The organism is Ruania albidiflava DSM 18029 (assembly GCF_000421225.1).
Lineage (GTDB): Bacteria > Actinomycetota > Actinomycetes > Actinomycetales > Beutenbergiaceae > Ruania > Ruania albidiflava.
Map to the genome: position 1 here is coordinate 102,709 of NZ_ATWL01000006.1, position 18,929 is coordinate 121,637.

Genomic DNA, 18,929 nt, shown 5'->3' on the forward strand with positions numbered 1-18,929 from the left:
CCGGGTCACCACTGAGAACCCGCGTCGGGCTGCCTGCGAGTCAGCCGACCGCCGTGCTGTACACACCCCGTCCGACGGCGAGCTGCCTGGCGTCGCCCTCCCGCACCACCACCGCGTCGGCGACACCGAGGGTACGGCCCCGGCGGACCACGGACCCGGTGGCCAGCAACCGGTCGCCCGGGCGCGCGGGCCGCAGGTAGTCCACCCGCAGGTCGATCGTCGGCAACCCGACCCCGACCTCGCTGACCAGAGCGAAGTCCGCGGCGATGTCCAGCAGCGTGGCGAGCAGCCCGCCATGCACATAGCTGCCGGCAGTGTCCGCAGTCATCTCGGGCCGGCAGTCCATCCCGATGGTCACGGTGCCGGGAGTCACCTCGACCAGCTCGAGCCCGAGCCAGCGGTGGTAGGCGGGTGTGGTGAGCAGGCGGTCGAGATCGGCACGGTCGATGGTCATCGTGTTCCTTCCTTCGGGTGGGATGCACCAGCTGCGTACTTCTCCTCAGCCAGGGTGGACAGCTGGGCGTAGTCGACCTTGCCGGTGCCCCCCAGCGGCAGCTCCGAGACGAACCACACCCTCCTGGGGTGGGCGTGGGCGGCGCCGCGCTGCAGAGCGAACTGCTTGACCTGGTCCTCGGTGAGATCGTCTGCGACCACGAACGCCACCGGCACCTGACCCTTGCGCTCGTGCGGCACCGGCACCACCGCCACCTGCCCGATCCCAGGCATTGTCGCGAGCAGCTTCTCCACCTCGAGCGGGTAGACGTTCTCCCCGCCGACGTTGATCATGTCGTCTGCGCGGCCGAGCACCCGCAGGTAGCCCTCTCCTGCGGCCTGTGCCAGGTCACCGGTGCGCAGCCATCCGTCGGCGGAGATCCGCTGCCGAGTGACCTCCGGGAGGTGGTGGTAGCCCAGGGTCACCCCGGGATTGCGCACCCACAGCTCACCGGCAGCTCCGGGAGTGACCTCCGCCTGCTCGGCGACGCGCTCCGGGGTCGGCACCCCCGGTTCCAGCAACCGCACCTGGCAGCCGGGAAGCGGCCGCCCGGCCAGCCCGTACCGCGGGGCGTCGGTGCGCGGGTTCATCAGGACCTGCGGACCGCCCTCGGTCAGCCCGTAGGCCTCGATCACGGGGGCTCCGAGACCCTCGGCGAAGCGGCGGCCGAGCGTGTCGGAGAGCGGTGCGGAACCGCAGATCACGAACCGCAGCGAGCTGAGGTCGTGGCGGTGCTGCTCCCCACTGGCCAGCAGCATCTCGTAGGTGGCGGGCACCCCGGTGGTGTAGGTGCACTGGTGCCGGGCAACTTCTGCAGGGATGCCGGCGGGTTCCGGCCCGCGGCCGATCACGATCGTGCCACCGACCAGCAGCAGCGGCTTCACCACGCAGATCATGGCGTTCTTGTGGTACAGCGGCGCCGTGACCAGTCCACGGTCGTCGGCACCGAGCTGCCACACCTGCGCGACGGTGCTGGCGTTCCAACGCTGCCCGCCGTGGGTGAGCAGGCACCCCTTCGGTGAGCCGGTCGAACCGGAGGTATAGGGCTGCAGGCACACGTCCTGGGCGGCGACCGGGTGGGGATCGTCGGCAGCCGGGGCACCGGCCGGTGGCTCAGCGGACCAGCCGCCGGCGTCAGCGAGCAGGATGTCCGGTCCGCCAGCGGTCAGCTCGACGGCGCGGTCGGCCAGTCGGTCCTGGGCAAGCAGCAGCACCGGATCGGCGTCAGCCATCACGTGCCGCAGCGCCGTCCTGCCCGCACGCGTGTTCAGCGGAACGGCAACAGCACCGGTCCACAGGATCGCGAGCAGCCCCTCGATGAATCGGTGGTGGTTGCCGAACAGCAGCGCCACCCGGTCCTCGGGTCGCACGCCAGCCGTGCGCAGCAGCCGCGCGGTGCCGCGCACCCGGTCTGCCAGCTGTCGGTAGGAGATGACCTCCTCGCCCTGCCGGATCGCCGGCCGGTCCGGGTGCTCGTCAGCACCGGCCAGCAGGCGCACGGCGAGGTTGTTCTCCACACCGGTCACGGGGTGATGACCACCTTCCCGAACACCACCCGGTCCTCCAGGAGCCGCTCCGCCTCTCGGATCTCGTCCAGGCCGAGCACCCGGTCGACCACTGGTTCCAGGCTGCCGGCCGCGACCATGTCGAGGAGCGCCTCGAGGTCTTCTCGGCGCCAGCCGTTGCTGCCGCGGATATCGAGCTCACGCACCCAGACGTAGGGCTGGAACTGGGTGACCTCGTAGCCGCTCGTCGCCCCGCAGGTGACCACTCGGCCGCCTGGCCTGGTGGCACGGATCGAGGACTGCCAGGTGGCTGCGCCGGTGTTGTCCACCATGAGGTCGACGCCCTGCTTGCCGGTGGCCGCCCAGATCTGCCCGCCCCAGTCCTCGGCGCTGGAGTCGATGACGATATCGGCGCCGAGCTCCTGCAGACGGTCACGTTTGGCGGCCGAGCTCGCACAGGCGATCACGCGCGCGCCGATGGCCTTGGCGATCAGCACGGCACCGGTGCCAAGCCCGCCCGCGGCGCCGAGGATGGCGACCGTCTCCCCCGCCTGGAGGCCTCCGCGGGTGATGAGCTGCCGGCGCGCGGTGCCGTAGGCGATGGGCAGCGCCGCCGCGCGGACGTAGTCGACACTGTCCGGCAGCGGGATGCAGTTCTTTGCGGGCACAGAAGCGTATTCGGCCAGCCCGCCCTGAAGGTCCTCACCCAGGGCCTTCCCCGCGACCAGTGGATCGATCAGCACGCGGTCACCGACCTGCACCTCGGTCACGTCACTGCCACGACGAGCCACCTCACCGGCGATGTCCCCGCCGGAGATGTGCGGCAACGGCAGGTGCGCACCAGCGACGCCCTTGCGCACGAACACGTCCAAGTGGTTCAGGGAGCAGGCCCGCACCCGCACGAGCACGTCCTCCGGCCCCATGCCGGGTACGGGGTGCTCGGCGACGATGCGCCCCTCGGGGCCGCCTCGTTCCACGATCAGCGCGGCGCGCATCTGCTCCTCGGGGCTGGATGACGGCACGGTCTCCATCCGAACTCCTCATCTCGGTCGGGCAAGGGCAAGGTCGGCTGACAGCCGAGCCGGTGCTACCTTCTCACGCACCCTGAGAGCAGTAGCAGCCGGCTCACACCGTGGACCCGTGGCGCCGCCGCGGCCGCCCGCCGACGACGCGTACAGTCGATACATGCCCATCGAGCTCGATCACCTCGTCTATGCCGGACCGGACCTGGATGCGCTGCAACGGGAGGTCGAGGAGCTCACCGGTGTTGCCTCCACACCAGGTGGCAGCCACGAGGCTCGCGGGACGGCGAACGCGCTGCTCGGCCTGGGTGGTGGGCGCTACCTGGAGCTGCTCGGCCCTGACCCGGACCAGGGCGAACCGGAGCAGCCGCGCCCGCTGCGGGTGGACGAGGTGTCCGGCCCGACACTGGTCGGGTGGGCCGTGCGTACCCCGAACATCGACCGACTGGTCAGCTCCGCGCGGGCGGACGGGTACGACCCGGGCCCGGTGGCGGCCATGTCCCGGATCACCCCGGACGGCACACGGCTCTCCTGGCGACTGACCCCGCCCGAGGGCGGGTTCGACGGTGCGGTGCCGTTCCTCATCGACTGGCAGGACAGCCCACACCCGTCCATGACGCTGCCGGCGGTGGCACTGACCGCCATCCAGCTCGAACATCCTCAGGTGAGCGAGGTACGCGCGGCCCTGACCGCCGTCGGGGCTCTCGACCTGGTCGAGCTCCGCCCGGGACCGGCCTTCCGGATGGAGGTCGTGCTGGCCACCCCGCAGGGTCAGGTCACCCTGGGCTGACGAGGCCTTCGAGCAGGCAGACGACAGCAGTCAGGGCAGCCGCTCGAAGGCGAGCTGCACTCCGGCGCGGGTCCGCGGCCCCCACGCGGTGAACGGGTCCGGATCGATCGTCGGTCGGGCCGGGGTGCCTGCCCGGCGCCACAGCCCGATCACCCGGCCGGCCTTGACCACAGTGGCGCGGAAGACGCCGTTGCCGCCGGGCACCAGGCGGTGCAGGTGCGCCGGCGGTACCGCGAAGGTGCGGTCACCGTAGCCGAGCATGAGCTCGTCGAACCCGGGCAGCAGCAACAGGCGGCGCGCATCCCGCCGGTGTTCGGCGAGCAGGTCGGGTACGGCCGGATCCAGGTAGTGCCGCACGCCGTCGATGTCGAGGCGTTCCAGTCCGTCGGCGCGGGCCAGTGCGGGTCGTACACGGCCCAGCGGCAGGCCCAGCCAGCGGGCGGCGTCCCGTTCGGTCACCGGGCCATGGCTGAGGGCGTACCGGCGCACCCACTCGGTCAGCCCCTCCTCTGCATCCAACGATCGGGCGTTGGGCACCCAGTCGGGCAGGTGCACCACCTGCTGCTCGGTGCCGACCATCGGACCGAGCGCCAGCTGGCCAGCGCCGCAGAGCACGTGCAGCACGAACAACGCGGTGCGGCGTTGCGCCGGAAGGCCCGCCGCCACCCAGTGCTCCATCAGGGCCGCACGGGTCAGTGCCTGGCCGTCGGCGAGCACCTCGGCAGCCACGGCGGCAGCCTTGGCCAGGGCAGCATCATCGATACCACTCTCGGTCAGCCGGGTACGCAGCCCGGACTCGATCCGATCACCAGTGATCGCCATCATCCAGCCCACGTCCTCAGCCGGCACCAGGTGCAGCGTCCCGCGCATCGGCCAGGTGCGCACGAGCTCGCCGCGGTCCAGCGCTGCGCGCACCTCCTCGCTGCTGCCGCCCTGCACGCGGAGCGCCACCGAAGTGAGTGCACCGGTGAGGTCCTGCGCTTGCACTGCGCCCAGGTGCCGCACCGCTGCCGAGGGCGTCTGCCAGCGTGGTCCGGCCAGGCGTTGGGCGACTATGCGGAGCAGGGTGAGCTCCTGGTTGTGCACCATCGGCCCAGTATTGCCCCGGGCACCGACATCGACCGTCCCGAGGTACGGATACTCGACCGTCCCGGGCGACGGACATCGGGTACCGCCCCTGGCCTGGGCGGCGCAGCAGGCACGACAAGATGCGCACCGTCCTCATCTGCAAGACGCGACCGGCCTGACCCGGGCAGACTGGCAGGGTGAGCAGCGACATCATGAACCTTCCGACCGAGAGTGGCGACCTGCCGGTGCACCGGTGGCTGCCGCCGTCCGGCACCGGCCCTGGCGTGCTGGTGCTGCAGGAGATCTTCGGCGTCAGCGACTACGTACGTAGTCGCGCCAGCGATCTCGCCGAGGCGGGCTACGTGGTCTTCGCACCCGAGCTGTACCACCGGCTGCCGGATGCCGCAGTCGGCGAGGACGACCTGGCCAAGGGTATGGAGCTGGCCGGAGAGCTGCCGTGGGACGAGGCTCTCACCGACGCCCGCACCGCGATGGACGCGCTGCGCGCCGCCCCGGAGACCGGTGGTCGGGTAGCTCTCCTGGGCTTCTGCTACGGGGGCGGCCTGGCGTTCAACCTGGCAGCACAGGCTGTGCCGGACGCGTTGGTCAGCTACTACGGGTCCGCGCTGCCCACGCTGCTGCCGCTGGCCCGGGAGGTGACCTGCCCCAGCCTGCACCACTTCGGCACCGCTGACGACTACATCCCGCTGGAGACGGTGGAGAAGATCCGTGCTGCGGTCACCCTGGGCAACCGGCGGGTGCAGTTCTTCACCTATGACGCCGCAGGGCACGCGTTCGACAACCCGTCGCCGATGTTCCACCACGAGCGGGCGTCCGCGCTCGCCTGGCAACGCACGCTCACCTTCCTCGCAGCGCACCTAGGCCGCGCCGAGAACGCCTGATTCCTCGGACCGGGCCGGCGCTCGGCCCGCCGCCCCACCGGCGCGTTCGACACCTGGCCCGTCGGGGCGATACCGAAGAGCACGCTTCCCCGTGCGAAGTATCGCGTGAATCGATTCAGCCAGGGGGGTGGGTGGGCCGGTCAGTGGTGGTCGTCGCGCTCTTCCTCGGTGGCCATCTGCGCCAGCATCGCGTTGTACGCGGCCAGGTCGGCATCGTGGTCCCGGTCCGCCTTGCGGTCCAGCCGACGGGCGGTGCGCGCATCGCTGCGGATCCAGCTTGCCGCCAGGGCGATCGCGATCGACAGCGAGGGCAGCTCCCCGATGCCCCACGTGATCTGCCCTCCGCTGACCTGGTCGGCGAGCGCGTCCACACCCCAGGGCAGACCGAGGGCCCCGAAGTAGTCCGCAGCCAGCAGTGAGTTCATCATCATGATCGCGATCCCGAAGAACGCATGGAAGGCCATCGTGGCGAACAACAGCACCAGCCGCAGCGGGTAGGCCGGCCTCTTCGGCCCCGGATCGACCCCGATGAGCACGTTCACGAACAGGTAGCCCGCCAGGCTGAAGTGCACCACCATGCCGATGTGGCCGATGTGGGTGGTCAGCGCCAGGTGGAACAACGGGGTGTAGTAGAACACGATCATCGATCCGGCGAAGTTCACCGCGGCGACCACCGGATGGCTGAAGAAGTTCCCAGCACGGGAGTGCACCAGCTTCAGCAGCCACTCCCGCGGTCCCCGGGAGCCGTCCTTGCGGTGCGGCAGTGCGCGCAGCGCGAGCGTCACCGGTGCCCCGAGCGTGAGCAGGATCGGCAGCACCATCACCAGGGTCATGTGCTGCAGCATGTGTGCGGAGAACATCAGCCGCCCGTAGACGGCCGCGCCACCGCAGGTGATGTAGCCGAAGCCGATCGCCCCGATCACCCAGCTGATGGTGCGCGAGAGCGGCCAGCTGTCTCCCCGACGGCGCAGCCGCACCACCCAGCGCAGGTACATCACGACCATGAGCACAGCGACCCCGCCGAAGAGCAGGTCGGCGCGCCACTGGGTGAACCAGGTCGCCAGCGTCGGCGGCGGAGGCACGGGGTTCTGGGACAGCTCCGCAGCCGGGCTGAGCCCCTCCTGCGGTTCCTGCGGGATCGGCGGTTGGGTGTCCGACAGCGCCGAGGCCACGCCCATGACGGCGGCCATCACCACCACCTCCACCCCCACCAGGCGCCAGAAGGCCCGCGGGGTGCCGGCGCCGTCGGTCGGCGTGAGGGCGGGGATGGTGCGCTCTCGGTGGACGTAGCCCATACCGCCGAGCAGCACGAAGCCGGCGATCTTCACCAGCAGCAGCACCCCGTACCCGGTCGCGAAGCCGGCCAGGGAGCCGAGCCGTATCCAGGCGTTCGCGATCCCGGAGACACCCACCCCGATGAAGCACCAGAGAGCGAGCTGAGAGTACCGGGAGGCGGCTGCGGTCAGCCCGGTGTCCAGGCGGCGCGCGGCCAGCGCGAGCACGGCCAGGCCGCCGACCCACAGCGCCGCGAACAGGATGTGCAGGTACAGACCGGTCATGCCCAGCTCATGGTTGGCCGCACCGGCGGCGTGCCCGGTGGTCGCGATCGGCGCCAGCACCACCAGCACGCCCACCGCGGACAGCAGGGCTGTGCCGTACCCGGAGACGGCCACCGTGATGAGGGAGAGCACCGCGGCGAGGATCGCCGCCACCAGCGCGGCCCGTCCGGAGGAGATCTCGGTGAGATAGAAGGCCAGCTCGTCCCCGAAGTTCGCACCCCCGATCTGGCGTCCGGCGACGTTGGCGTACCCGAAGAACAGGTCGACCACCAGCAGCACCGCCCACAGCGAGCCTGCGATGGACACCACACGCGCCGCCGTCGACCAGGCCGGGGAGGTGCGGGGCAGGACGAACAGCAGCACGCCCAGACCCCCGACAGTGCCGGCAGCAGCCAGCTGCCAGGCCACGGTGACCAGTGGCCGGCCCCAGCGGACCACGGCACCGGCGTCCGCGATCACCGTGGGTGCAGCAGCACCGGAGAGTGCCAGACCGGCCAGGCACGCCAGCAGCGCAGCGGGCACGGCCGCCCACACCCACCGCGAGGGGGAGGGCAGCTTCACAGCCGTCGACGGCGCAACCTCCTGGACCACACGTCGAGCCTAATCCGCCGCCAGCGATGGGCAGTCCTTCCCATCGGCATCCGCTGGGTTGTCCAGGTCTGGCTGGCATAATCGCTCGGCGTACCGAACGCCCCCGTCCCGAGTGGGAGATCATGTCCAGTCCCGTAGCCGCGCACCTCGCGCCCGCGACCTCGCCGATCTCTTATGACGACGGCCAGCGCGCCACCACGTTGCTCGGACAGATCGGCCGAGTGTTCGACCAGCGCATCGTCGGTCAGCAGGGGCTGCGCACTGCGCTGGTCAGCTGCCTGCTCGCCGGTGGGCACGTGCTGCTGGAGTCCGTGCCAGGTCTGGCCAAGACCACCGCTGCACAGACGCTCGCCGACTCGGTGACCGGGTCGTTCCACCGGATCCAGTGCACACCGGACCTGATGCCGAACGACATCGTCGGCACCCAGATCTACAACTACGCCACCGGCGAGTTCTCCACCCAGCTCGGGCCGGTGCACGCGAACCTGGTGCTGCTGGACGAGATCAACCGGTCCTCGGCGAAGACCCAGTCGGCGATGCTGGAGGCGATGCAGGAGCGGCAGACCTCCATCGGCGGAGAGATGTACCCGCTGCCGAACCCGTTCATGGTGCTGGCCACCCAGAACCCGATCGAGGAGGAGGGCACCTACGTCCTCCCCGAGGCGCAGATGGACCGGTTCCTGATGAAGGAGGTGCTCACCTACCCGGCTCCGGACGAGGAGGTGGAGATCCTCGACCGGATCGAGTCCGGGTCGATGACTGCACCCCTGACCGCCGAGTCGATCACCGTGGCAGACGTGCTGTTCCTGCAGTCCCTGGTGACCAAGGTGTACGTGGACACCTCGATCAAGCAGTACATCGTCGCACTGATCAACACCACCCGCGGCGGTGGGCCCCGCCCGCTGCCGAACCTGAACCAGCACGTCCGCGTCGGCGCCAGCCCCCGCGGTGGCATCGCGCTGATGCGCATCGCCCAGGCGCTGGCGCTGCAGGCCGGCCGTGCCTACGTGGTGCCCGACGACGTCAAGGCCCTGCGCCACTCGGTGCTGCGGCACCGGATCGTGCGCACCTACGACGCACTGGCCAACAACGTGGCACCGGAGTCGCTCATCGACGCCGTGTTCGCCGCCGTCCCCAGCCCGTGACCGACGCGGCCGGCCGCTGAGCGGCCGCCCGCCACCCACCCCGACCGAGGAGCAGCCCGTGGCCTCGACCACCTCCCGCTTGGCCAAGGTCCGAGCCCGGCTCGACCTGCCGACGGTTCGGCGCGCCTCCGGTCTGCTCGAGGGCCGGCACCGGTCGATCTACTCCGGGCACGGGCAGGACTTCGACGAGATGGCCGAGTACCAGTTCGGCGACGACGTCTCCGACATCGACTGGAAGGCCAGCGCCTCCTACGGTCTGCCGGTGATCCGCCGGTTCGTGCGGGACTCGAACCTCGCGATGGTGGTCGCCGTGGACACCGGCCGGAACATGGCCGCCACCGCCCCGGACGGTGGCCCGAAGACCGAGATCGCCATGTTCGCCGCCGAGGTGGTCTGCTTCCTCGCCCGGTCGCGCGGCGACACTGTCGCACTGGTGGCCGGGGACTCCGAGCGGATCGTGCAGATCCCCGCCCGCGGCGGCACCGAGCACATCGAGACGCTGCTACGCCGGGTGGAGGCGATGTTCGAGCTGGAGGCTCCGGCCAGCGACCTGAACCGGGTGCTGGACCGAGTGCTCACCTGGTTCAACCGCCGTTCCCTGGTGGTACTCATCACCGACGAGGCTCGGCCGCAGCCGGAGCACGAGCTGGCCTTGAAGCGTCTGCGCACCCGCCACGAGGTGATGGTCGTCCAGGTCGGTGACGCCGTGCCGACGATGTTCGGCGACCAACCCATCGACGACGTGGACGTGCACCTGGAGATCCCCGAGTACATGCGCTCGGACAAGGCGCTGGCGGCGGAGGCCCGCGAGGTGGCCGAGCGGCGCCGGGAGGACGTCCGTACGCTGCTGCGTCGACAGGACGTCCAAGGGGTGGTGGCCACCAGCGAGGACCAGCTCATCGACGCCCTGATCGACCTGCTGCGGAGGCAACGCCGTGTTCGCCACTGAGCAGCACCTGACCACGGTGAGCCGCGCCGTCGAGCACAGGACGGTCCTCGAAGGGCCGTTGCTGGCGGCACCGATCAACGAGCCGGTGCCGCCGGCCGCCTACTCCACCTGGGTGTGGATCGTGGGTCTGGTGCTGCTGGCGCTGATCGCCGCCTGGTACTGGTTCGTCTTCTACCACACCCGCAAGCGCCCGGCACGGGAGGAGTCCGGTCGCGGGGACGCCTACGCCTCGCTGCGCACCTCGTCCATGGCCGAGGTGGATGCTGCCGAGGCCCGGTACCGGGAGGGTGAGGCTGACCTGCGCACCCTGCACCTGGACCTGAACCACATCCTGCGCGAGTTCGCCTCCGGCCGGCTGCAGATGGACGCCAGCTCGCTGACCGTGGGTGAGCTCGCCACCCTGGAGGGCACCGACCGCCTCACCGACCTGCTCGCCGACTACCAGGAGCCGGCGTTCGCCGCAGACTCCGATGCGCAGGCGCTCGCCGCGACCCAGCACGCCCGGGCGGTGATCAGCCAGTGGTGACGTCGACGCTGCTGCACGGCTGGGCCATCCCGGTGGTCATCGGGGGAGTGGTCGTCGCCCTGGTGCTGGGATGGTTTGCCCGGTCCGCCCGGCAGGAGCGGCGCCGCGTGACCTGGGTGGCGAATGCCGCCTACCTGACTCGGCTGCCCTCGTTCCGCGCACGGCTCTCCCGCTACCGGGTGCTGCTGCTCGGGCTGGCGGTGGTGCTGGTCGGCGCCTCGGTGGTCACCGGCATCCTGAACGCGCGGCCGGTGGACAAGGAGACCCGGTCCGAGGAGCTCGCCACCCGGGACATCGTGCTCTGCCTGGACGTCTCCGGGTCGATGATCGAGTACGACACCGAGATCGTCGAACGGTTCCTGGAGCTGCTGCCCAGCTTCCACGGCGAACGCATCGCACTGTCCATCTTCAACTCCACCTCCCGGACGGTGTTCCCGCTCACCGACGACTACACGCTGGTGGAGGAACAGCTCACCGAAGCTGCCGAGGCGCTCGACTTCGACGTGGACTCCCTGGACGACTGGTCCTACGACCCGGCCGCCCTGGACCGGCTGCTGCACTTCCTCGCCGGCACAGAGGGCATGGGCCAAGATGCGTCCTCCCTGGTCGGCGACGGGCTGGCCACCTGTGCGATGGCGTTCGACCTGAATGACGAGGAGCGCTCCCGTTCGATCATCCTGGCCACCGACAACGAGGTCTTCGGAGACCCGCTGTACACCACCACCGAGGCTGCCGAGCTGGTGACCGAACGGGACATCACCCTGCACGGCTTCTACGCCGGGGAGGTGACGTCCACCTCCGCCGCCCAGGAGAAGGAGTACCAGGACGCGGTGGAGGCGAACGGCGGACTGTTCTTTGCCAGCGACGACCCCGAGGCGGTCGAGGGGATCATCGACCAGATCACCGCCCAGCAGGCGGTGGACCTGGACGCCGACCCGGACGTGATCATCACCGACCGGCCGGAGGAGTACTACCCGTGGCTGGTGGTTGCCCTGGGCCTGTACCTGGTGGCGGTCTGGAGGTTGCGATCATGACGCTGCGCATGATGTGGCCGCTGTGGCTGCTGCTGCCGGTCTTCCTGCCGCTGCTGGCGCTGACCGTGTGGAAGGTCCGCAGCTCGCACGGTGAGCGACGGTGGGACTGGATCCGGCGCACCGCGATCGTGGTGTGCCTGCTGATCATCGGTCTCACCCCGGCGATCCCGCGCACCAGCCAGGACGCACTGATCTCCAACGTGGAGATGTTCTTCGTGGTGGACCGCACCGGGTCCATGGCCGCTGAGGACTACAACGGCGACCAGGCGCGGCTGGTGGGGGTGCGAGACGACCTGATCGCGCTCACCGAGGCGATGCCCGCCGCCCGGTACACGATCATCGGGTTCGACTCCCAGGCCACCCAGCAGCTGCCGATGACCACGGACTCGCGCGCGGTGCAGACCTGGGCGGAGACGGTCACGCAGGAGATCACCAACTACTCGGCGGGCTCGACGATCGACCGGCCGCTGGAGGAGCTGACCCAGTCGCTGACCTCCGCCGAGGAGCGCAACCCGGGCAACGTCCGGCTGGTGTTCCTCTTCACCGACGGGGAGAACACCGACGGCTCCGCCTCGGACGCCGGTGGCGACTTCAGCTCCTTCGCCGAGCTGGAACCGTTGGTCGATGGCGGAGCGGTGCTCGGCTACGGCACGGCCGACGGCGGCAACATGCGCTCCTACGACGGCACCTCGGGCACCGGCTTCGGCACCGATGCGCCGTACATCACCGACGACACCGGCCAGCCGGCGGTCTCCCGGATCGACGAGGACAACCTCCGGACCGTGGCCAACCAGCTCGGCGTGGACTACGTGCACCGCATCGAACCGGGCCCGGTCGATGACCTGGTGGCAGACGTGGACATCGGCCAGATCACCGCCGACGGCCGCCGTGATGTGACCAGCTACGAGGACGTCTACTGGCCGGTTGCGATACTGCTGGCGCTGCTGCTGGCCTGGGAGGCGTGGGACCTCACCCGCGAGGTGCCCAGGTCCGGGCGGAAGCGCGGCACGGACGAGACGTCACGGCAGCCCGCACGGGAGAAGGACCTGGTCTCTGGAGGGAGTAGGCGATGAGCGTCGACCTGTTGCCCCCGCCGGGGGAGTTCCGCACCACCCAGGAGATCCGGGACGCGAAGCTCGCGGAGAAGCTGGCGCGGCGGCGAAAGCTGATGCTGCTCTGGTCGGCACCGGTGGTGTTGGTGGTGTTCCTCGCTGCGGCCAAGCTGCTCAGTGCTGTGCTGCTGAACCTGGCGGGCACCAGCGCCTACGAGAAGCAGAACTATGTCACGGCCACGGACCGGTTCGCCTCACTAGCGTTCTTCAACGTGGTGGAGCCGTGGAAGGCGCCGTTCAACGAGGGCACCGCGGTCTACGCCACCGGCGACTTCTTCACTGCCAAGGAGCACCTGGACGTGGCTCTCGGTCTGGTGCCGACGGCCCCTGAGGGTGAACCGCGCGGGGAGGAGGAGTGCATGGTGCGTACCAACTACTCGCTCTCCCTCGAGGGGCTCGGCGACGAGGCGATGATCGCCTCCGACTTCGCGATGGCGACCGACTACTACGAGCAGGCGCAGACGATGCTCGCCGACTGCGGTGAGTCCGGTGGCAACGGTGGCGAGCAGGCTGAACAGGCCGAGGAGCGCCAGCAGCAGAGCCAGGAGGAGTCCCAGCAGCAGCAGGAACAGCAAGAGCAGCAGCAGGGCGACGGTGAGGGCGAGGAGGAGAACGAGTCTCCTTCCGAGGATGAGTCCGGCGGCGAGGAGAGCCAGTCCCCCTCGGAGGGCGAGTCCGGCGGCGAGGAGAGCCAGTCCCCCTCGGAGGGCGAGTCCGGCGGCGAGCAGAGCCAGTCCCCCTCCCCCGGCGAGTCCACCGATCCGCGGCAGGATGAGCTGGAGGAGCGCAACCAGGAGGCACAGGAGTCGCGCGAGGCGGAGGAGCAGCAGTCCGGCGGCGGGGACGGCTCCGGGCAGAACTGGTAGTAGCGGCTGCGCGGTGAGCATTCTGTGACTCCTCGAGCATCGGCGGGGGCCTCCCGGCCCCGCGACCGGCGCACGATCGATCGCCGGACGATGATGCTGGTCAGCAAGGCGTTCTACATCGATGGGCTGTCCAAGGTGCAGATCGCCGCGGAGATGGGGATCTCCCGGTTTCGCGTGGCTCGCGCGCTGGCTGCCGCCCGGGACGTGGGCATCGTCTCGATCACGTTGAACAGTGGTGCGCCGATGCCTGAGCTGTCCGAACGCGTCCGAGCGCACCTGCGCCTCCGGGACGCGCACGTAGTCGAGGTCTATGGCGATCTGGACAGCCTGCGGACGGCGGTAGGGCGGGCCACGGGCGCCCGCTTGTCCGAGGTCCTCCGCGACGGCGAGTCGCTGGGCATCGGGTGGGGGCGCACCCTCGACTCGATGATGGATGGGGTCGAGCACCTGCCGGAAGTCGAGGTGATCCAGCTCTCTGGACGGTTCGAAGCCGACCGGCGCAATGCCGCTGCGGAGCTCACCCGCCGGGCCGTCGCCCTCACCGGCGGCGCGTTCCATGCGATCCCGGCCCCGTTCTTCGTCGACGATGCGCGGGTAGTCAACGCGCTGCGGCGCCATCCAGAGGTGGCAGCAGTGGTTGCGGGCTTTGACCAGATCAGTACAGCAGTCGTCTCGGTCGGGACGGTATGGCCGCAACCGATCACAATCGCCTTCTCATCGATGCCACGTCGGTTCACCGAGAGCCTGCTGGACTCTGGAGCGGTCGGGGAGATCTGCGGCAACCTGTTCTCCCGGGAGGGATACACAGTGGAGTCCCCGCTGTGGCGACACCTGCTGACCATCACACCGGACCAGATGCGCGGGATCGAGCGCGTGATCGGTGCAGCCGTGCATCCGGTCAAGGCGGAGGCAGTGCGGGCGGTGTGCCAAGCGGCGGTCATCAACGAGCTGGTGCTGGACGTCGAGCTCGCCCATACGCTGCTCAGGCTCCCGGAGGTCACGAGCACCCTGGCCGACTGACGGCGACTGCGAGCGTTACCAAAGCGTTATCGCTCAAATGAGCGATCTAGTTGGTCGACCAACCGGACGGCCTCAGCACTCGTCCTACTCTCGGGTCGCACCACCCCTGCAAGGGCGCATCCACGATGCCTGGTCGCTGCGACCGGCTGGGTCCAGGGCGTCGGCGCAGCCTGTCCCGCCAGAGTTCTACGGAGCAACGATCTTGAGCGTTTCGATCACCATCACCGATGCCGTCAAGCGATACGGCGACACCACCGTCATCTCGGACTTGTCGGTGCAGATCGGCAGTGGCGAGTTCTTCACCCTGCTCGGCCCATCAGGCTGCGGGAAGACGACTCTGCTGCGGATGATCGCCGGCTTCAACACGGTGGAGGCAGGGGACATCCACTTCAACGAGAAGCGCATCAATGATGTCGAACCTTCCAAGCGGCGCATCGGGATGGTATTCCAGAACTACGCAATCTTCCCGCACCTGAGTGTGCGCAAGAACGTGGAGTTCGGGCTGCGCAACATGGACTTCCCACGCAAGGAGGTGCGGGACAAGGCGCAGGAGTTCATCGAGCTGGTGCAGATCGGCCGGTGGGCCGACCAGATGCCGGACCGACTCTCTGGCGGACAGCAACAGCGGGTGGCGCTCGCCCGAGCGCTGGTCACCTCACCGGACGTGCTGCTCATGGACGAACCGCTGTCCAACTTGGACGCGAAGCTCCGGGTGGAGATGCGCGAGGTCATCCGTGAGATCCAGAAACGAGTCGGCATCACCACGGTCTACGTCACCCACGATCAGGAGGAGGCGATGGCCGTCTCCGACCGGATCGCCGTGATGAAGGACGGGGTGATCCAACAGCTCGGTACGCCACGAGAGCTCTACCATCGCCCGGCCAACATGTTCGTCTCCAGCTTCATCGGCCGCACGAACACTCTGGACGGCCAGCTCACCGTACGCGACGGCCAGACCCACCTGGTGGTCGCCGATGCCGACCTGGTGATCCCCGACCTGCCCTCTGCAGCGGATGCCGTCGGGCCGGTCAAGGTGGCCGTGCGCCCCGAGGAGTTCGTCCTGGACACTGCGGCCACCACCGGGATCCCGGCGGTCGTCGACCATGGCGTCTTTCTCGGTGTGAACACGCACTACTTCCTCACGCTCGCCGACGGCACCGCGATCGAGGCGATCCAGGAGTCCGAGTTCGACGAGGCGCTCGAGCCCGGAGCCACCGTGTTCCTGGACGTCAAACGACACAAGGTGAACATCTTCGACAGCGCCGGCGAGCACAACCTGCGCACCCGTGCCGCAGCCGAGGTGGTCGGCTCATGACGACGATCATGACCACTCCCGGGGCCCAGACCCGGCGGGGCAGGTTCTTCAAGCTGGACATGTGGACGGCCACGTCGCTCGGACTGCTCCTGCTGTTTGGACTCTTCCTGCTGTACCCGTTGTTCGGAGTGCTCAAGGAGTCGGTGCTCGACGGCGAGGGCGGGTTCACCTTCGCCAACTTCGCAAAGTTCTTCGCCAACGACTACTACTTCGGCACCATCCGGAACAGCTTCATGGTGAGCCTCGCGGTCACGGTCGTCTCGCTGGTCATCGGCGTGCCGTTCTCGTACTTCTACACGTTCTTCAAGCTTCGCGGGGCCAAGTTCCTCTTCGTCGGTGCGGTGCTGTCCTGCATGTCGGCACCGTTCATCGGTGCCTACGCCTGGATCCTGCTACTCGGCCGGAACGGGATCGCGACTCGCCTCCTCGAGGCCGTGCTTCCCTTCAGCATCGGCAGCATCTACGGCTTCGGTGGAATTGTCCTGGTGCTCAGCCTCAAGCTGTTTCCCCTGGTGTCGGTGTACATGAACGCCGCCTTCCGGAGCGTGGACATCTCGCTCCTGGAAGCCGCCTCCCTGATGGGCAGCACGGGGCTGCGGCGCATCTGGCAGGTGATGATCCGGCTCACCGTGCCCACACTGCTGGCCGCCTCCCTGCTGGTGTTCATGCGCGCCTTCGCGGACTTCGGAACACCCATGCTGATCGGCGAGGGCTACCGCACGTTCACGGTCGAGATCTACAACCAGTACCTCGGTGAGATCGGGCAGAACCACAACTTTGCGGCGGCGATCGGCATCGTCGGCGTGGTGGTCACCGCCGCGGTGTTCCTGCTGCAGAAGTTTGCGGCGAACAAGTTCAGCTTCTCGTTGAAGGCCGGCAGCCCGGTGCAGAAGCGGCGCCCACGCGGTATCGGTGGCGCACTGGTCTACCTGTACATGTACGCACTCATCGGCCTGGCGCTGCTGCCGCAGCTGTACATCGTGTACCTGTCCTTCCGGAACAACAACCAGGTCGTGTTCCTGCCCGGCTACTCGCTGGACAACTACCGGCAAGCGATGAGCCGTCTGCTCGGCCGGTCGGTGTACAACACGATCTTCTTCGCCGTCGTAGCGCTGGTGATCATCATCGCCGTCTCCGTCCTGCTGGCCTACCTGGTGGTCCGGCGCAGCAACGCGGTGAACAACTTCCTGGACACGGTCTCGATGCTGCCCTACATCATGCCGGGAGCAGTGATCGGCATCGGCCTGGTGATCGCGTTCAACTCTCCCCCGCTGGCCCTGACCGGGACGATGACGGTGATGATCATCATGCTGGTGATCCGACGGATGCCCTACACCATCCGGTCGGCCACCGCCACGTTGATGCACCTGCCGATGTCGATGGAGGAGGCGGCACGCAGCCTGGGTGCCTCGAAGCTCAAGGCTTTCTGGCGGATCACTGTGCCGATGATGTCCGCCGGTGTGGCCTCGGGCGCAGTGCTGAGCTTCGTGGCGATCGTCACCGAGATGTCCGCGGGGATCATCCTCTACAACAACCAGACCATCACGCTGACCATGTCCGCCTACGTCGCCATCACCCGCGGCAGCTACGGGCTGGCCTGTGCGTTCTCCGCGATCCTCACCGTGCTCACCGCTGTGCTGCTGGCTGTGTACCTGAAGTTCACCAAGGAGGAGGACGTCAAGATGTGACGCCGCCTCCCCCTCCCCCAGGACCGCCGTCCCCCGGTCCAGCGACCCCATCCCCCGGACACGACCACAACCCTGACGACGAGGAGTACCCACACATGAGACGCAGCAAGACCCTGGCCGCTGGCGGCGTGCTGGTGGCCGCAGCGCTCGCCCTCGCTGCCTGCAACGGCGGCGGCGGTGGCGGCAACGACGAGAACCATCTCGTCCTCTACTCGAGCATGACCGACAACGACCTGAACGTCTTCACCGACATCGTCACCGCTGAGTTCCCGGACATCGACATCGAGATCGTCAACGGCTCTGCCGGTGAGCTCACCACCCGGATCCAGTCCGAGTCCGGCAACCCGCAGGGCGACATGATGTGGGGCGGTCTGGACACTGCGGACGGAGACCGCTACTCCGACATCTTCGAGCACTGGCTGTCCGACTACGAGGACAACCTTCTGCCGGAGTACCGCTCGCCGAACGGGTTCTACAACGTCGACCACCTGTCCACAGTGGCGTTCGCCGTCAACACGGACATCGAAGAAGAGCTCGGCATCGAGATCAACGGGTACGAGGACCTCCTCGACCCGCAGCTCAACGGCCGGATCGCGATGGCCGACCCGACCTCGTCGTCCTCCGCCTGGAACAACATCAGCAACATCATGGCGGTGTACGGCTATGACTCCGAGGAGTCCTGGGACTACATCGAAGCGCTCCTCGACAACGGTCTGGTGATCGCATCCTCGTCCTCCATCCCGTTCGCGAGCACCGAGGACGGTGAGTACGCCGTTGGCCTCACCTACGAGGACGGCATCGCCGCGCTGCTGAAGTCCGGCGCCTCCCACATCCGGCTGGTCTACCCCGAGGAGGGCACCAGCGCCTCGGCGTTCGCCACAGCGGTCATCGCCGACGCACCCAACGGCGACCTCGCCAAGGACGTCATCAACTACCTGATGAGCCCTGAGGGCCAGATCGCGTTCGCCGAGGCGAACGGCACGGTCCGGATGACCACGAGCGCGGACTACACGCTGGAGTTCCTGCCTGCGCACGACGAGATCACCTGGGTGGACCGGGACATCGAGTGGCTCACCGAGAACCGGTCCGACGTGGTGGAGCAGTGGACCGAGCTGTATACCAGCGTCCAGGGCTCCTGAGCCCCGTTTCCCGGTGGGCTGCTCCCGCACTGTGCACAGCAGCCCACCGGGAGCACCAGAGCTGGCCGACGTAGTCCGGCCGAACCGGGGGGACCGGTCTCGCCGAGCAGCGAGGCGGTGCCGCCATGCCTGAAACAGGTCGAGCCTGCCCGTGAGCGAAGGCGCTGCGACCTCCACCGAACGCCGCAACCGTGCCGGTGCGCCC

At 68.7% G+C, this 18,929-nt stretch carries 17 protein-coding genes; 12 read left to right on the forward strand and 5 right to left on the reverse strand.

The features are described 5' to 3' along the window. Window positions 1-40: 40 nt before the first annotated feature. The 3 genes from K338_RS0109070 to K338_RS0109080 are packed head-to-tail and all read right to left on the reverse strand — an operon-like array spanning window position 41 to window position 3,029. Window positions 41-454, reverse strand: coding sequence for a PaaI family thioesterase (locus tag K338_RS0109070; protein WP_022917858.1), 414 nt, complete (start codon window positions 452-454; stop codon window positions 41-43). Beyond that, window positions 451-2,019, reverse strand: a complete 1,569-nt coding sequence (locus tag K338_RS0109075) for a class I adenylate-forming enzyme family protein (RefSeq protein ID WP_022917859.1) — start codon at window positions 2,017-2,019, stop codon at window positions 451-453. The genes K338_RS0109070 and K338_RS0109075 overlap by 4 nt, the downstream gene beginning before the upstream one ends. Beyond that, on the reverse strand, window positions 2,016-3,029 hold the full coding sequence (locus tag K338_RS0109080) for a zinc-binding dehydrogenase (RefSeq protein ID WP_022917860.1): 1,014 nt from the start codon (window positions 3,027-3,029) through the stop codon (window positions 2,016-2,018). The genes K338_RS0109075 and K338_RS0109080 overlap by 4 nt, the downstream gene beginning before the upstream one ends. Before the next feature lie 154 nt (window positions 3,030-3,183). Between K338_RS0109080 and K338_RS0109085 the strand changes: the two genes are divergently transcribed. Beyond that, window positions 3,184-3,810, forward strand: coding sequence for a VOC family protein (locus K338_RS0109085; protein ID WP_022917861.1), 627 nt, complete (start codon window positions 3,184-3,186; stop codon window positions 3,808-3,810). A gap of 30 nt (window positions 3,811-3,840) precedes the next feature. On the opposite strand, the gene K338_RS0109090 is transcribed toward K338_RS0109085, so the two are convergent. Beyond that, complete coding sequence (locus tag K338_RS0109090) at window positions 3,841-4,899, reverse strand: winged helix DNA-binding domain-containing protein (protein WP_022917862.1); 1,059 nt, start codon at window positions 4,897-4,899, stop codon at window positions 3,841-3,843. A 176-nt stretch (window positions 4,900-5,075) separates the two neighbouring features. Between K338_RS0109090 and K338_RS0109095 the strand changes: the two genes are divergently transcribed. After that, window positions 5,076-5,780: a dienelactone hydrolase family protein gene (locus K338_RS0109095; RefSeq protein WP_027286635.1), complete on the forward strand. Its 705-nt coding sequence runs from the start codon at window positions 5,076-5,078 to the stop codon at window positions 5,778-5,780. A 140-nt stretch (window positions 5,781-5,920) separates the two neighbouring features. On the opposite strand, the gene K338_RS0109100 is transcribed toward K338_RS0109095, so the two are convergent. Next, entirely contained in the window at window positions 5,921-7,930 is a 2,010-nt protein-coding gene (locus K338_RS0109100; RefSeq protein WP_084480822.1) for a bifunctional copper resistance protein CopD/cytochrome c oxidase assembly protein, read from the reverse strand. A gap of 122 nt (window positions 7,931-8,052) precedes the next feature. Here K338_RS0109100 and K338_RS0109105 point away from each other — a divergent pair, with 122 nt between their 5' ends. The 10 genes from K338_RS0109105 (at window position 8,053) to K338_RS21565 (ending at window position 18,724) form a co-directional block, all read left to right on the forward strand. Next, a complete protein-coding gene (locus K338_RS0109105; protein WP_022917865.1) occupies window positions 8,053-9,075 on the forward strand; it encodes an AAA family ATPase in 1,023 nt (340 codons plus the stop codon). Between the two features lie 58 nt (window positions 9,076-9,133). After that, window positions 9,134-10,024 (forward strand): DUF58 domain-containing protein, encoded by an 891-nt coding sequence (locus tag K338_RS0109110; protein WP_022917866.1) that lies wholly within the window; start codon window positions 9,134-9,136, stop codon window positions 10,022-10,024. Then, the gene (locus K338_RS0109115) at window positions 10,011-10,550 is read left to right on the forward strand and encodes a hypothetical protein (RefSeq protein ID WP_022917867.1); all 540 of its coding nucleotides are present in this window, start codon (window positions 10,011-10,013) and stop codon (window positions 10,548-10,550) included. Before K338_RS0109110 ends, K338_RS0109115 begins: the two co-directional genes overlap by 14 nt. Beyond that, window positions 10,547-11,584: a vWA domain-containing protein gene (locus K338_RS0109120; protein WP_157612329.1), complete on the forward strand. Its 1,038-nt coding sequence runs from the start codon at window positions 10,547-10,549 to the stop codon at window positions 11,582-11,584. The genes K338_RS0109115 and K338_RS0109120 overlap by 4 nt, the downstream gene beginning before the upstream one ends. Then, entirely contained in the window at window positions 11,581-12,657 is a 1,077-nt protein-coding gene (locus tag K338_RS21560; protein WP_022917869.1) for a vWA domain-containing protein, read from the forward strand. The genes K338_RS0109120 and K338_RS21560 overlap by 4 nt, the downstream gene beginning before the upstream one ends. Then, window positions 12,654-13,562: a hypothetical protein gene (locus K338_RS0109130; RefSeq protein WP_022917870.1), complete on the forward strand. Its 909-nt coding sequence runs from the start codon at window positions 12,654-12,656 to the stop codon at window positions 13,560-13,562. The genes K338_RS21560 and K338_RS0109130 overlap by 4 nt, the downstream gene beginning before the upstream one ends. A 90-nt stretch (window positions 13,563-13,652) precedes the next feature. Next, complete coding sequence (locus K338_RS0109135) at window positions 13,653-14,582, forward strand: sugar-binding transcriptional regulator (RefSeq protein WP_022917871.1); 930 nt, start codon at window positions 13,653-13,655, stop codon at window positions 14,580-14,582. A gap of 202 nt (window positions 14,583-14,784) precedes the next feature. Beyond that, window positions 14,785-15,897, forward strand: a complete 1,113-nt coding sequence (locus tag K338_RS0109140) for an ABC transporter ATP-binding protein (RefSeq protein ID WP_022917872.1) — start codon at window positions 14,785-14,787, stop codon at window positions 15,895-15,897. Continuing rightward, the gene (locus K338_RS0109145) at window positions 15,894-17,585 is read left to right on the forward strand and encodes an ABC transporter permease (RefSeq protein ID WP_022917873.1); all 1,692 of its coding nucleotides are present in this window, start codon (window positions 15,894-15,896) and stop codon (window positions 17,583-17,585) included. Before K338_RS0109140 ends, K338_RS0109145 begins: the two co-directional genes overlap by 4 nt. Window positions 17,586-17,680: 95 nt before the next feature. Further along, on the forward strand, window positions 17,681-18,724 hold the full coding sequence (locus tag K338_RS21565) for an extracellular solute-binding protein (protein ID WP_022917874.1): 1,044 nt from the start codon (window positions 17,681-17,683) through the stop codon (window positions 18,722-18,724). Window positions 18,725-18,929: the final 205 nt, after the last annotated feature.